This is a genomic window from Butyricimonas faecalis (assembly GCF_003991565.1).
Taxonomy (GTDB): domain Bacteria; phylum Bacteroidota; class Bacteroidia; order Bacteroidales; family Marinifilaceae; genus Butyricimonas; species Butyricimonas faecalis.
The window spans coordinates 3,251,899-3,266,572 of record NZ_CP032819.1; the positions used below are offsets into that span (position 1 = coordinate 3,251,899).

At 47.7% G+C, this 14,674-nt stretch carries 11 protein-coding genes; 5 read left to right on the plus strand and 6 right to left on the minus strand.

All coding sequences use genetic code 11. The features are described from left to right. Positions 1-344: 344 nt before the first annotated feature. From dinB to D8S85_RS13905, 6 genes are all read right to left on the minus strand, one after another. Positions 345-1,421 (minus strand): DNA polymerase IV, encoded by a 1,077-nt coding sequence (gene dinB / locus D8S85_RS13880; RefSeq protein ID WP_106481193.1) that lies wholly within the window; start codon positions 1,419-1,421, stop codon positions 345-347. Between the two features lie 175 nt (positions 1,422-1,596). Continuing rightward, positions 1,597-2,619 carry a 1,9-bis(guanidino)-5-aza-nonane synthase gene (locus D8S85_RS13885; RefSeq protein ID WP_127075264.1) on the minus strand — a complete coding sequence of 341 codons (1,023 nt, stop codon included), beginning with the start codon at positions 2,617-2,619 and terminating at the stop codon, positions 1,597-1,599. Positions 2,620-2,755: 136 nt separating this feature from the next. Beyond that, positions 2,756-3,628 (minus strand): agmatinase, encoded by an 873-nt coding sequence (speB, locus tag D8S85_RS13890; protein ID WP_106481195.1) that lies wholly within the window; start codon positions 3,626-3,628, stop codon positions 2,756-2,758. Between the two features lie 108 nt (positions 3,629-3,736). Then, the gene (locus D8S85_RS13895; RefSeq protein ID WP_228423230.1) at positions 3,737-5,044 is read right to left on the minus strand and encodes an amidohydrolase family protein; all 1,308 of its coding nucleotides are present in this window, start codon (positions 5,042-5,044) and stop codon (positions 3,737-3,739) included. 156 nt (positions 5,045-5,200) lie between these two features. Beyond that, positions 5,201-5,728 carry an RNA polymerase sigma factor gene (locus D8S85_RS13900; protein ID WP_106481196.1) on the minus strand — a complete coding sequence of 176 codons (528 nt, stop codon included), beginning with the start codon at positions 5,726-5,728 and terminating at the stop codon, positions 5,201-5,203. Between the two features lie 134 nt (positions 5,729-5,862). Next, complete coding sequence (locus tag D8S85_RS13905; protein WP_172726522.1) at positions 5,863-7,800, minus strand: carbohydrate-binding domain-containing protein; 1,938 nt, start codon at positions 7,798-7,800, stop codon at positions 5,863-5,865. Positions 7,801-8,028: 228 nt separating this feature from the next. Here D8S85_RS13905 and D8S85_RS13910 point away from each other — a divergent pair, with 228 nt between their 5' ends. From D8S85_RS13910 to D8S85_RS22155, 5 genes are all read left to right on the plus strand, one after another. Continuing rightward, entirely contained in the window at positions 8,029-9,243 is a 1,215-nt protein-coding gene (locus tag D8S85_RS13910; protein WP_127075268.1) for a sensor histidine kinase, read from the plus strand. Then, positions 9,215-9,928, plus strand: coding sequence for a LytR/AlgR family response regulator transcription factor (locus D8S85_RS13915; protein ID WP_127075270.1), 714 nt, complete (start codon positions 9,215-9,217; stop codon positions 9,926-9,928). The genes D8S85_RS13910 and D8S85_RS13915 overlap by 29 nt, the downstream gene beginning before the upstream one ends. Before the next feature lie 101 nt (positions 9,929-10,029). Continuing rightward, a complete protein-coding gene (locus D8S85_RS13920) occupies positions 10,030-11,061 on the plus strand; it encodes a FecR family protein (RefSeq protein WP_158641594.1) in 1,032 nt (343 codons plus the stop codon). A 140-nt stretch (positions 11,062-11,201) separates the two neighbouring features. Beyond that, positions 11,202-13,871, plus strand: a complete 2,670-nt coding sequence (locus D8S85_RS13925) for a SusC/RagA family TonB-linked outer membrane protein (protein WP_317128915.1) — start codon at positions 11,202-11,204, stop codon at positions 13,869-13,871. Next, entirely contained in the window at positions 13,868-14,659 is a 792-nt protein-coding gene (locus D8S85_RS22155) for a SusC/RagA family TonB-linked outer membrane protein (protein WP_317128916.1), read from the plus strand. Before D8S85_RS13925 ends, D8S85_RS22155 begins: the two co-directional genes overlap by 4 nt. Positions 14,660-14,674: the final 15 nt, after the last annotated feature.

The window sequence follows — 14,674 nt, forward strand, 5'->3', positions numbered from 1 at the left end:
ATCAGAAAGAGTTATTTGACAGCATAACACCGCAAATCGCTGAAATTCGCACGGTCGCCAAATCATTACCTCTGTTTCTCAAACGCTCTGCTAAAATTTATTCTTCAAATGGTTGTGTTAAGCCGTTGAAAATTTAAAATAAAAATGGTCCGCGCTGTCTCAGCGGGGACCCAAAATACCAATAACAAATTTATGAAAAAAAATCGAAGTCTCTTTTGAATTCCGATACAAAGGTATCGGTTTTTCATCGTAACCTTGTCACTTATCTATTAAGTTTCGGTTACACTATGATTACATTCAAAATATATGCCTATATACGGCACATGAACGTAAAGGTTTCATAATTAATCAAAATTAATTCTTAATTGCAAGGGACCGTGGGAGGTTAGTTCATCGAAAGGATTTGATACAGAGAGTCCTAGAAGACGTATTCTAAATTGTGTAAGTTCTAAATCTTTGAGTAATTTTTTGGCCAGGGGAAGAATATCCTGTTTCGTTCGTAACTCGTGTGGCATAGTGATACTGCGTGTCTTTTGGGTGAAATCGTGGAATCTGATTTTCAAGGTTAGTGTATGCCCTTTGAAATCAGACTTTTCCAGCCGGAGAATTAATTCCGTTGTCACGTGGTACAGTTCTATGATGACAGCGATATAGTTTGTCAAGTCGTTCTCGAAGGTACTTTCACAGCCTACGGATTTACGGATTCTCTCGGGGGTAACTACCCTGAGATCGATGCCATTGGCAAAATCGTGATACAAGGTGCCGGCTTTCCCGAAGTTACGGATAAGGAAAGCCAGCGTGCATTTCTTGAGGTCTGCCCCCGTGTGTATGCCTAGCGAGTGCATTTTGCGGGCTGTGATTTTACCGATACCCCAGAATGCCTCGATCGGGAGTTTGGAGATAAAGGCGGGGGCCCGGTCAGGGTGGATGGTGTAAAGCCCATCGGGTTTCTTGTAATCAGATGCAATCTTAGCCAGGAATTTATTGTAAGAGACCCCGGCAGAGGCCACGAGTCCTAGTTTTTCTTTGATTTCATTCTTGATTTCTTTGGCGATATCTACGGCCAGCGGGATGTTTTTTTTGTTCTCGGTCACGTCCAGGAAGGCTTCGTCCAGTGCCAGGGGTTCGATGATGTCCGTGTATTCGTGGAATATTTCGTGAATTTGCATGGATATCGATTTGTAGTATTCCATGTGGGAACTGGCGAAAATGAGGTCGGGACAGAGTTGTTTGGCTTTCATGGACGACATGGCAGAGTGTATGCCATAACGGCGTGCCTCGTAGCTGGCGGCTGCCACGACCCCGCGTTTCTCCGGACGCCCCACGACAAGCGGTTTTCCCCTGTATTCCGGGTGATCCCGTTGTTCGATAGAGGCGTAGAACGCGTCCATGTCGATATGAATGATCTTTCTGTTTTCCATCTCCCGTTTCAATGAGTAAATATACAACTTTCTCCTGAATTCTGATGGTGTATGTTGGGGGGATTCATGTAGAGAAGATGGGGAAATTCTCCTCAGCTTAAATGTGGAGATATTCCGCGGAGGGAGGGGTGGGGGAATATAAAGAGGGAAGTGAAAGCTTCCCTCTTTATAGTGATTATTTTTGGAATAGTTTGTTCCAGTTCTTGTATTCTCTCTCTTTCCAAGGTCCGTTGTGGTAAACGTAGCTTGCGATAGCGGGAATAACGGTGGTTCCTTCGGCGTAAACCATTTGTTCGTAGGTAACGTCAACTTTACCCCAAGAGCAAGCCTCTTTCAGGGTTGAAGAGGAGCAAGCCCCGTCGCGAACGTCGGCCACGGTGATCTGGATGGCGTATTTGTGCATTGGCACGTCGAATCCTAGGATTTCAGCACATACAACGGTGTCTTGCGCGAAGTTTTTCGGGGTTCCACCACCTACCATGAACAATCCGGTCGTGCCTGCTTTGATCTTGATTTGGGTCAATTCGATGAAGTCTTTTACGGAGTCGATAGACACGTGTTTGTCGGGGTGTTCCCATTGGTGTTTACCGATACCGAAGCCCGCGCTACAATCGGAGAAGGCCGGGCAGAAGATGGGCACTCCGCATTCATAACAGGTTTGAATCAGGCTGTCTTTCTTCACAGCGTGTCCTTCGTGTAACCATTTACCGATTTCCCAGATAAATTCACGTGAAGAATAAGGACGCGGTTCCAAGTTGTTGGCGATCTCGTAAGTCGTGTGGTCGCAAGCCTGTAATTCCTCTTCGTCGATGAACGTATCGTAAATACGGTCGATGTAAAGTTCTCTTAATTGCATGTCAGGCACGTCTTGGTGTCCCTTGTAGTGTTTGTAGCCAAGGGCTTCGAACAAGTCCATGTCGATGATGGACGCACCGGTAGAAACTACCACGTCAACCATTTTGTTACGAACCATGTCCACGTAAACCTGCATACATCCGGCAGCACTGGTACTTCCGGCAATGGTAAGAATATTAGTACACTCTTTCTCTCCAACCATCATCATCAGGATGTCGGTTGCTCTGGCCGTGTCGCGAGAGGTGAATGACATACCGCGCATCGCGTCGATCAGTTGGGTTGAGTCATACGACTTGATGTCGATGTGTTTGATAGTGTCTTTTAATAAATCTTTCTTTTCCATTTTATTTATCTTAAAAATATAAGGTACAATTATGAGGACCTTATTGACTCAATTTCTCGGTTTTAGATTTCTTGATTTTGGAGATTTTAGATTCCGGCCGCACAAGGCTAAGGCTTTAATCTTCAATCATAAATCGTCAATTATTTGATTGGTTTTGATACTTGATACTCAATATTTGATAGATCAATTTGCTAGCCAAGAAATCAGATGATTTATTGATATCGTTGGGGCAAAGCTCTACCACGTCCAAGCCAACGATGTTGTGACGCTCGTTGATCAATTTGAGGAAGTTCAGTACTTCTCTGTAATAGAGTCCGTCAGGTTCCGGAGTTCCTGTTGCCGGAACAATAGCCGGGTCGAAAACGTCCAAATCGATCGTGATGTACACGTTGTCGTGTAATTTTTGCGATACCATGTACATCCAGTTGTTGCCTTCCTTGGCATCATGCAAATCGTGAGCGTAGAAAATGCGATCCGGCATGATGTTTTCTTTTTCTTCGATGGCTGAACTTCTGATTCCTACCTGAGCCACGGTTGCCACTTCTTTGGCTCGTGCCATGACGCAAGCGTGGTTGTGGGTAGATCCCTCGTATTCGCTACGCATGTCGGAGTGTGCATCCAGTTGTAAAACAGAGAATTTGTCATAGTGTTTGGCAAATGCTCGGAATGCACCGATGCTGACGGAATGTTCTCCTCCCAGAATAACCGGGAATTTCTTGTCGGTTAATATTTTGTCTACTTGTTTTTCAACTTCTTGAGACATGGCTTCCGGAGATGAGGCTTCTGTCACCGGTTCCAGGGTCGCGATACCGTGGGTATATACTTCGGAATCCGTTTCAATATCGTAGAGTTCCATGTTTGCCGATGCTTCCAGAATCGCATCCGGACCTTTATCTGCTCCCTTCAACCATGTGCTTGTTCCATCATAGGGTACAGGCAATACTACAATCTCGGCAGTTTCGTATGCCGTAAACTCGCTCTCGAGTCCTCCATAATTTTTGTTTTCCATATCTAATTGGGTCTATAGTATTTATAAACACCTTTCTTTATAAAAAGGTTTGCAAAACTAGCGAATATAATTGAGAATTGAAAATTGAAATTTGAAAATGAAAACCGATCATTTCCGGTTGTAAGTTTGGTGATTAACGATCTGTTTCATCGCTTCCATCGTGTCTGTTTTATTGATGTTCGTGATCTCCCGGTTGCGCATAATCCATTTCCCGTTCACCATGCTGAAACGGATGTTTTTACTGTTGGAAGCGTAAACGAGGGCTGAATATTCGTCATATACGGGAATCATGTTGCTGGCATCGGCATGGACGACGATCAGGTCGGCCCGTTTACCGACTTCCAGAGAACCCGTCAGGTGGTGAATGCCGAGGGCTTTTGCCCCGTTGATCGTGGCCATGCGTAATGCCGTGCGGGCATTGACGGCCTCCGGGTTGTAACGGGTGCCTTTAGGGAGGAGGGCGGCAAAGCGCATCTCTTCCACCATGTCGAGGGTGTTGTTGCTTGCCGTGCCGTCAGTTCCAATGCCGACGTTGATGCCGGCTTTCAGGTAAGCGTCAGTGTCAGCGATTCCGCTGGCAAGTTTTAGATTGCTTTTCGGGCAATGGGCTACCGAGGTTCGGGTGCGGGCGTATAATTCGATCTCTTTCGGGGTCAGCCAAACGGAATGGGCGGCCACGACATTCTTGTCCAACAGCCCGATTGAGTAAAGGTATTCAGCCGGAGCCATACCGGTTTGAGCCGTGAGGTCTTCCACTTCTTTACGGGTTTCGGCCACGTGGATGTGGAGTGGAATATTGTATTTTTCGGAGAGGACTTTGGCTTTTTGAAGCGTCTCTTTGGAACAGGTATAGGGTGAATGGGCGCAGATGGCAGGGTGAATCAAGCTGTCACCGTACCATTGTTGGGCGAGCGATTCGCCGCGAGCAATTCCTTCATCCACCGAGTGGAAACTGGGTGTCGGGAAGTCAATCAGGGATTCTCCCACGACGGCTCGGATTCCCGCTTTTTTAGCTTCGGAGGCGATGATGTCTTCAAAGAAATACATGTCGTTGAAACACGTGGTCCCCGATTTGATCATTTCGATAAAAGCGAACCGGGAGGCAACGGCCACGTTCTCCGGGGTCACCATGCGTGCCTCTGCCGGGAAAATATGTTCGTTCAGCCACGTGTGGAGTGGAAGGTCATCGGCATACCCGCGTAGCATGGTCATCGGCACGTGGGTATGCGTGTTGATAAACCCGGGCATCACGATCATGCCTTCTGCATCAAAATATTCGGCATCGGGGATTTGAATTTTACCTTCACCGATCTCTTTGATTTGATTATCTTCTATCCGGATAGAACCGTTTTTGATCAACTCCATGCGTTCGTTCATGGTGATGATGCAAGCGTTAAATATAATTGTCGTTGCCATATTCTTGTTTTTGTGCCAAAGTTAGTGATATTTCCGGTTTCAAGGGACGATTGACTGTTTTATCCCGATGGATATTTTCTAATAATAAAACGAATAAATCATTGGTTGTATGTAATTCTATAAATCACTTTGTTCCCAAACGAAGAGAGTAGTTTATTACTTCATCATATATTTCCGTAAAATAACAATCGCCTCCCGGCGTTTGTTGTAGACTGTTTGGAGGGCGAGGCCCAGCTTCGTGGCGATCTCTTCGGGTTTCCAACCTTCGAGGTACATGCGGATGACCGTGGCGTAATCGACGGGTAGGAATTTGAGCGATTCGTACAAGGTATGGTATAGTTCCACTTGCTCGATGTCGTCTGTAAATTCTTTTTCGACTTTACACTCCAATTCGAAGCGTTGTTGATATCCTTGATGCTTGATTTTGTTCTTGTAGGCATTTTTCAGGGCGATAAAGCAGAATGTTTTGATGTAAAGGATGGATGGGAATTGGACGGATTCCCGAAGCCATATATCGGTGAAAATGTCTTGGATAACGTCTTCTGCCGGAAGATTCAGAGGGTCGAAGAGACGGGTGGCATATAGGTATAATTCTCTATATATCATTCGATAAACGATACTGAATGCGTTCGGGTTACGGCGGTTAAAAGATTTCAAAAGGATCGTATCGTTCTGTTTTGACATACATCCAATATCGGTTTGTTTTATGCAAATGTAAGTCTTTTTTTATAAAAAGCGGTATAAATGACAAATTTTCTCCTGTCGCATCAACGTGCCACAGGAGAAAACTTTTACTATCTGTTATGTTCCATACGGTTTTACCGCCCGCCGGGTCTTCCCGGGCCACCGCCTCCCGGCATGCCGCCTCCTCCCGGGCCACTGCTGCTACCGATGGTGGTCACGACACTGTTTGACGTGAAAGTTCCCACTTGTGAACCGCCCGACCATGTTCCGCCTCCGTACCATCCGTTCCATGCGTCTGTATTGTCGCTGAGTGAACCGCCAGAGGAAAGGGTATAAGAGGCTCCCGAAGCGATGTCGGGTGTGCTGAAGAAGAATGCCGCACCGTTCATTGTACGGGGAAATTCGAATGTCAGGACCGGTGTTCCCGAACTGTTCAGTACGCAAATCTTCGTTCCCTTGGTTGCGGACACGCCGTTATAGACCACCGACCGTTGCGTGCTGGAGGTAGAAGGATTGGACTGCAAGGTTCCGCCCATGCTGATTACCGTTCCGCCGTTAATCTTGAAACTGTTACTGTCGTCACAGTCTATGCCGCTCTCCGGTGCGGATGTTCCCACGCCGATGACCAGTCCCCCGGAAATGACTAGCGAACCGTTGGAGTCGATACCGTCGTTATTGCTTGCGTAGGCATAAACCTTTCCGCCGGTGATGTTGATGGCCGAAGCGGCGTTAATGGCATCGTCATAGGCATACGAGTAGATCTCTCCACCACTGATGGTAAGTGTCGCCTTGCTCTCCAGTCCTTCGGAACCATCGCTTGCTCCTGTCACGGAGATATTCAGTTTGCCACCGCTTATGGTAATGTTGCCGTCGGCTTTCACGCCCTTGGGCGAGGAGGTCAGGTTTGACGAGTAGGTGTACTTGCCGCCCGTGGTCGTCACGGTGGTCTCGCCGCCCGATACGCGGATCTCTCCATCGGCATTGATTCCCTTGCCGCCCGTACCGGTACTTTTTAGGGTGTGTGTGCCCCCGGAAATGATGACACTACCATCTGTCTTGATGCAGGCAGACGAGGAGGTGTCTTTTTCGTCTTCATCGTAAGTGGCGTTACCGGAGGTATTTAGCAGGAGTTTTCCTCCGACAATTTCTGCATCGAGATCCGTCTTGATGCCTTTACCTGCCGTGGACGATACGTTGGCATAAATCAGACCTCCGGCGATGTACACGCCGATGCCGTCATCCTGGTCGCCCTTGACGTGGATGGCGTTCTTGGCGGCTCCCGTCACGGCGATTGTCACTCCGGGACGCGTGTAGAAGTAACCGTCGGTGACGATGCCGTGCTTGTAGTTGCCTTTTACCTCCAGCACGCCCGTACCGCTGAAAATCAGGTTACCCTCGCTAAAGAAACACCCCTTGCGATCCTCGCTTGCCGAACTTCCCCCGTTGAGATAACGGGGCTCCTCCGAATAGGTCGCCGCGTCAGTCAGGCGGTTGGTCGTGCCTTCCGTCAGATGTACGAACGCACGCTTCTTGCATTGGTCATTGATGGCGGGACCCTTGCTCGAAGTCAGTTCCACGCCCGAAAGCGTGAGCTTAAACTTCTTCTCCCCGTAGATTTTCAACTGTCCGTCATCGCTCTTTCCGGAAACCACGATCTCCACGTTCTTCACCGAATGGGTTAGCATGTCGATGGTGACATAGGCGCCATCCGTGTAGTATTCCACGGAGGTATCGGAAGTAGTCACCGTGGCCGAACTTCCTGAATAGGTGACCGTGACGGTCACGGCTTTGCTGCCCCCGAACCCGTTCGCTTCCCAATAAATATCTTCATTTGTGCCGACAATATCCATTGCCGCATCATCGGCTTTCTGCCCGTCCCATCCTGTTATGATGGGGTCGAAATCCGGAGCATCGCCGTCGTCGCTGCCATTACCGCCACCCGGTAATTCTTCGGGTGTCATCTCCTGTTCTTCGAATCCGTTGTCTCCCGTGCAGGACAGTATTCCCGTCCCGAGGGCAAGCGTGAGGACTACCGTCACAAGTACGCTCATTCTTTTCATACAATATCTCATAATCATATGTATTTAACTAGACACAAAGATAAAGAGCTTCGATATACACGATAAAATATTTTCTGCCAACGGGGCTTTATTGTCGACAAAACGCCACGGAATGCTCTCCGTCTTATCCTGTCCCGTGCGTTTGGCAGAGAAAAACGGACGTTTGGTAGATTTGTTTTGGGTCTTCAGCAATTTCATTCTACCTTCGTATCAGAAAATTTAAATATAAATGTAAGGAGCATGAAAGTTTTCAATACCCGTTCATACGTGTGGCTCATCTATGCCATTCTATGGGGAATGGTGTGGGCATATCCCGTGCTCACGACCCTGGTGATTGCCGTGAGAGGAGGAACGACCCTTTCTTGGAACAGCGTTCTTCACGGCTGGGCGGGCATACTTCCCTTCTTCCTGCTCTTTCTGCTCCATCGCTTGCCGGTACACTTCTTGTTCATGCGCCACCGTGTACGAGTTTATATACTTTCTGTAGTCGGGGGGCTCTGTCTCTTCGGCTTTTTCCGCTACTATTCGGGCGAGGAGAAGTCTCGTGTATTGCATATGCAGGAACCTTGTATGTTACCCCGTGAACAACCACTTGGACGAGAGCCCGTTCCGGGTAAGAACGACATGGCGTACGAGGAGGGCTTAGTAGGTGGAAGGCCGGAACTCTCCGGTCCGCGACCTCCCCGTTCTGTCGGATACGGACCGGTTCCCGAAGGACTGCCCAAGCCCCTGTTGTTGGATCTCGTGATTGCCGTACTGATGCTGGGGTTCGATTTGGCCATCGCTCTCCTTTTCCGTTATCAAAAAGAACAGGAGAAGGCTCATAGACTGGAAACCGAACACCTGCGGTACGAATTGGAACACCTTAAGGCGCAACTCAACCCGCATTTCTTCATGAATATGCTTAACAACATACACGGAATGGTGGAGTTGGATCCAGCCAAGGCGCAGGTGATGATCATGGAGTTGTCGAAACTCATGCGTTACGTGCTCTACGAAGGGGCGAAACCCCGCACCACGCTATCCGAGGAGACGGGGTTCATTGCCAACTACGTGGAACTGATGCGGAAACGCTATCCGAGCCGGAAGGTACACATCAGCCTCGAACTGCCCGAGGAGAACCGGGAGCGTGTGCTTCTTCCACCCTTGCTGTTCATCAGCATTATCGAGAATGCTTTCAAGCACGGCATAAGCTACCAGAACCCCTCTTTCGTGGAGATACGCCTCTTCATGGAGGAGAAGATGCTCCACCTCCACTGCACGAACAGCATCCACAAGCATCCGCCAAAAGAAGGTTGTGCGGGAGGCGTGGGGCTTGTCAACCTCCGGCAGCGGTTGCAGTTGCTCTATGGCGATCGTTTCACGTTGGACATCACTGAAAAGGACGGAAAAACTTATCAAGTAAAACTGATTATCCCTTGCGAATATGATACAGATACGATGTATGGCTGTTGATGACGAGCCGATAGCACTCGAAAAGTTGGAGAACTATATCCGTAGAATACCGTTTCTTGAACTCGTGGCTTTGTGCGAAAGTCCCGTGGAGGCGGTGCAAATTATGATGGAACAACGGGTGGATGCCCTATTCGTGGACATCAATATGCCCGACCTGAACGGCATGGAGATGGTTTCCTCCCTGCCTGACCCTCCGATGGTGGTCTTTACCACCGCCTACGCGGAATACGCAGCGGAGAGCTACCGGATTCCTGCCGTGGACTACCTGCTGAAACCCTTTGATTTCACCGATTTCCAGCGTGCGGCAGGCAGATTGCTGAAACAGGCGAAGCTTTTCAACGACACGGCAACCGCGTCTGACGAAGACTACTTGTTGGTCAAAGATGGATACAAGTATGTCAATATTTGCATAGCCGACATTCTCTACATACAAGGTATGAGGGATTACGTGAAGATATACACCGAGGGAAAGAAGTCGGTCATCGTCAATACTTCAATGACCCAGATAAAAGAGAAACTCCCGGCCTGTTTCCTGCAGGTGCATCGCTCTTGGATTGTCAACATCAAAAAGGTAAAGGAGATAGAACGCATGCGCATTGTTATCGGAGAGGAGAGAATACCGGTAGGCGATAGTTACAGGCAGCAGTTTATGGAGTTTCTGCGACTGCATTCCTTAGACAAGTAGATCATAGGAGGTGCGTGTATATTTGTTATTTTTCAAAAAATAAATCACTTTTCTACGGTAGTTTTTCCTATTTCGGTTTATATATGTATAAAAGCATAGCAATGAAAATGGAAAAAGATATAGAAAAGTTATTGGATGGGGTAAAGATTCCCTCGGATGAAGAAGTGGAGGCCGCGGGGATGCGCTTTGATCGTCGGATACGTCGCCTGAGAATGCGTCGTCGCGTGATACGGGTAACGGGTTCTGTGGCAGCAGTGTTGTGTTGCGGGTTCGTGTTTGCCTTCTTGTGGATGAATAGAGGGACAAAAGAAAATATCGGCGTGGCGGAAATGCCCCGTGTTCTCAAAGCGGATCATCAGATTGTTGTGCCTACATTGATTTTGGCAGATGGCAATAAGTTGAACTTGAAAGAGAGGAAAGCGGATTCTACCGTGGGGAAATCGAATATCCGGATTACAGACAATCGGGTGATCTACGATACCATGCCTGCCGTGCGGGAGATCGTGTACAACAGGTTGATCATCCCTACCGGGTTTACCTATAACATCACCCTTGCCGATGGGACGGAGGTGACGCTGAATGCCGGGAGTAGCTTGAAATACCCGGAAACATTTGTCGGCAAACGTCGGGAAGTGGAATTGTCGGGTGAAGCCTATTTTAACGTGGCCCGTTCAGATGTTCCTTTCGAAATCAGTGTTGGCGGTTCGAAAATCCGGGTGTATGGCACCCGTTTCAACGTGAAAGAACGAGCACGAAAAGCCATTGAAACCGTACTGGTCGAAGGGAAGATCGGTTTTAAATCCCCTGGTCACAAGGAAGTCCGGGTCAGTCCCGGGGAATTAGTCTCTTATGATATGACATCGGCAGACGTCAAGGTAAAGCCCGTGGATGTGCTGTATGCCACGGCGTGGCTGGACGGTGTGTTCCGCTATCGCGACAAGCCTTTGGACCTGGTGTTGGAGGATATTTCCACCTGGTACGGTGTCTCTTTTGAATCCCGGAAAGGGCTGGACAGAATAGAAGTTACGATGAATCTAAATAGAACGACACCGATAGACGAAGTGGTGTCGTTCCTTGAAAAAATAACAAAATGCAAATTCATAAAAGAAAGGGGGTATTACATCGTGAAGTAAACATCCTGAATCAAAAAAAATTATCCCGCCAGGCAGGATAATTTTACGCGCAATCGCTATCGAATAAAATTGAGCCTTTATCATAGCGACCATCAAACAGTAAACTAAATTTACTATTTAATAATTAGTACGACAAATTTATGCAAAAAAATCACATCGGCGGTATTCATATCGCCAAAAAAGTTGCGTTGTGCATATTCTTGGTATCCGCGACGCTAAGTGCTTTGCCAGAGAGTACTTTCGGGGCCACATCCAGTGTGTTTCAGGTCATCTCGAAGAGAGTAACGATTTCGATGAAAAATGCCACGCTGGAAACAATCCTTGCCGAAATGAATCGGCAAGCGGGTCTTGATTACGGTTTCCAAAGTAACGGGTCGGTAGATAAAAACCGGAGATTCACCCTGGAAGTAACGAATGTTACGGTGGAAGAAGCCCTCACGACATTGTTAAAAGACAGTCCTTATACTTATGTTCTGGAGAAAAATCGGGTTGTTATAATTATGCGGGAAAAGAAACCCGTGGAATTGGTCACCGTAACCGGACGGGTGGTGGATGAAAAAGGAAATCCCATTCCCGGGGCAACAGTCCTTATCCAAGGAACTACCCAAGGGGTAGCCACGGATACGGATGGAAATTACACGATCAGTATGCAGCCGACGGATGCCTTACGGGTCTCTTTTGTCGGTTATAAGACGGAAGTTATCGAATTGAAAGGGAAGAAGAAAATAAATATCCGTTTGAATCCCACGGCTGAGAACATCGAGGAGGTAACCGTGGTGGCTTTCGGTGAGCAGAAGAAGGAGAGCGTGGTATCAGCGATTACTACCGTGGATGCAAGAACATTGAAATCCTCAAGTAGCGACTTGACCACTCAATTCGCCGGAAAGATTGCCGGAATGATTGGGTGGCAGACGGGAGGTCTTCCCGGTGCTTTGACGGAAGATGAAATGAACACGAAGTTCTATATCCGGGGTATTACCTCTTTCCAGACGAATGCTAACATTGACCCGCTTATTTTGATTGATGGGGTGGAATCTTCCAAATTGGATCTTTCCCGTATGGTACCGGAGGACATCGAGACGTTCAGCGTCATGAAAGACGCTTCGGCAACAGCCATGTACGGAGCCCGCGGGGCAAACGGGGTAATTCTTATAACGACTAAAAAAGGAGAAGAGGGTAATGTTTACACCTCTGTTCGTTACGAGGCGGTAATGAGCCGACCGACTAGGGAGATTGAGGTGGTTGATCCGATTACTTACATGAAAATGTATAACCGGGCATTGCTCGCTCGCGATCCGAGTGCAACACCTCAATACAGCGTGGAGCGCATTGATCGTACCGGTTCCGATCTTTATCCTTCTTGGTTATATCCTGCCAATGATTGGTACGATATCTTGTTTAAGGATTACTCGATCAACCACCGGGCGGGTTTGAATATTCGGGGTGGTTCGCGTGTGGTACAATACTATGCGTCCGTGAATTATACGCGGGATGAGGGTATGTTGAAAACCGACCGTTTGAACCAGTTCAAAGTGAACATTGAGAATAATTCCTTCTCTTTCCGTACCAACTTAAATATCGACTTGAGTGCCGGGATTCGTTTGAACATCAATACTTCCGCGAATTTTGATAAATACAGGGGCCCCAAGGCCGATGTTTCACAGGCATATTATATGGCTTTCAACGTGTCGCCGGTAGATTTTGCCGCTACTTATCCGGCTGACGATACCTATAATTGGCCGCACATTCGTTTCGGAGCCACCAATGCGGCACCGGATGCGAATCCTTACATGGAGATTCACAAGGGATATAACGATCGTCGCCGTTATTCTGCGGTAACGCGGGCGGAGTATATCCACAACCTGTCACCTATCCTCAAGGGATTGGAAATGCGGGCTTCCGTATCTTTGAATTATGTAGGATACTATTATAACGTCTATAACACCAAACCCTATAAGTATAACATAAAAGATTATAACTTCGAGACCGGCAAGCACCAATTGTTAGCGATAAGTCCGGACGGATCATCCAGAACATTGGATTTTGACGTTGGTGGAAGTAGTCAAACTTCGCAATTGAGTTACGAATTGAGGGGATTGCACGTGGCTGCCTGGGGTGAGCACCAGACCAGTTTGACGGTCGTGTTTAGCGGGCAAGAGACCACGGCATCGGACGTAAATAATTCGATTTTGAACGGTATACCCCAACGAAACTTGGGCTTGGCGATGCGCGGGACCTATGGGTTCAGGGATAAATATTTTTTAGAGGCAAGTTTCGGTTACAACGGTTCAGAGCGTTTTGCCAAGAAACATCGTTTCGGTTTTTTCCCTGCCGTGGGAGGTGCTTGGATTGCTTCGAAAGAACCTTTCCTTGCTAATAATACCGCTCATTGGCTTTCGTACTTGAAGTTCCGTCTTTCTTGGGGAGAAGTCGGGAATGACGGGATTGTTAAAAATCCGCGTTTTGTCCATCTGCCCGTCGTGTCAACAGTAAGTGTGCCGCATCCGGGAACTGCAACAAGTGCTACGGTGGAGAGAGCTGTCATAGAATCTTACCCGAATGACAAGATCACGTGGGAGATTGCCGAGCAGGTAAATTTGGGCGTGGAGACAAAATTCTTCAATGGAATCGTGGAACTCAATGCTGATATTTATCAGGAAATTCGTCACAATATCATTGACTATCGCTACACGATGCCCGAAACAACCGGGTTAGAGAAGCTGCAAATCGGTAACGTGGGTAAAACCCGTTCTCGGGGTTTGACCTTTCCGGTAAAATCCAACACGCTTTCAGTCCTGATTTTTGGATGATTTTGAATGGTACGTTTACTTACAACAAAGCGATTTATTTAGAGATTGAACAAGCAACCAACACGCCGGAATGGCAACGGAAAAAAGGCAAAGAGATCTCCCAACAAATCGGGTACATCGCCGAAGGGCTTTTCCGCGGGCAGGCGGAAATCGACAACTCGCCCAGCCAGGGAGGTACCGGAATGACGATGCCGGGAGATATCCGGTACCGCGACTTGAATGATGACGGAAAAATCGACGTGAATGATGCCGCGTATATCGGGTACCCGACCACACCCCGTGTCGTTTACGGTTTTAGCGGTTCATTCCAGTATAAAAACGTTGAGTTCAATTTTGCCTTCCAAGGATCGGGGAAACGGGCATTTTTTATGGACCCGATGCAGATCGGTCCGTTTGTGAATAATCGGTCCATGCTGAAAGCCATTTATGACGATCATTGGAGTGAGGACAATATGAAAGAACGTCCCTTCTGGCCGCGTCTCTCAACCCAAGCCATTAATATGCATAATCCGCAAGAGGGTGAATATTCTAACGCCGGCAATCCCCGGTATTCGACCTATTTTATGCGGAAATGCAGCTTCTTGCGTTGCACCGCCATTGAAGTGGGGTATAACCTCCCGAAGAATGTGCTGGATAAATTGAAAATGAAAAACGTGAAATTTTATGCCCGCGTCAATAATCCCTTCCTGATTACTAATTTTAAAGTATGGGATGTAGAGTTAGGTAGTAGTGGATTCAATTACCCCATACAACGTACTTGGTCGGCGGGGTTGAATGTCAGTTTCTAAATTTAAATACACGTA

Coding starts and splice junctions, on each gene's coding strand:
- dinB (WP_106481193.1), bottom strand. CDS start 1,421: ATGGAAAACAGAAAGATCATTCATATCGACATGGACGCGTTCTACGCC.
- D8S85_RS13905 (WP_172726522.1), bottom strand. CDS start 7,800: ATGAGATATTGTATGAAAAGAATGAGCGTACTTGTGACGGTAGTCCTC.
- D8S85_RS13895 (WP_228423230.1), bottom strand. CDS start 5,044: ATGGCAACGACAATTATATTTAACGCTTGCATCATCACCATGAACGAA.
- D8S85_RS13910 (WP_127075268.1), top strand. CDS start 8,029: ATGAAAGTTTTCAATACCCGTTCATACGTGTGGCTCATCTATGCCATT.
- D8S85_RS13915 (WP_127075270.1), top strand. CDS start 9,215: ATGATACAGATACGATGTATGGCTGTTGATGACGAGCCGATAGCACTC.
- D8S85_RS13885 (WP_127075264.1), bottom strand. CDS start 2,619: ATGGAAAAGAAAGATTTATTAAAAGACACTATCAAACACATCGACATC.
- speB (WP_106481195.1), bottom strand. CDS start 3,628: ATGGAAAACAAAAATTATGGAGGACTCGAGAGCGAGTTTACGGCATAC.
- D8S85_RS13925 (WP_317128915.1), top strand. CDS start 11,202: ATGCAAAAAAATCACATCGGCGGTATTCATATCGCCAAAAAAGTTGCG.
- D8S85_RS22155 (WP_317128916.1), top strand. CDS start 13,868: ATGATTTTGAATGGTACGTTTACTTACAACAAAGCGATTTATTTAGAG.
- D8S85_RS13920 (WP_158641594.1), top strand. CDS start 10,030: ATGAAAATGGAAAAAGATATAGAAAAGTTATTGGATGGGGTAAAGATT.
- D8S85_RS13900 (WP_106481196.1), bottom strand. CDS start 5,728: ATGTCAAAACAGAACGATACGATCCTTTTGAAATCTTTTAACCGCCGT.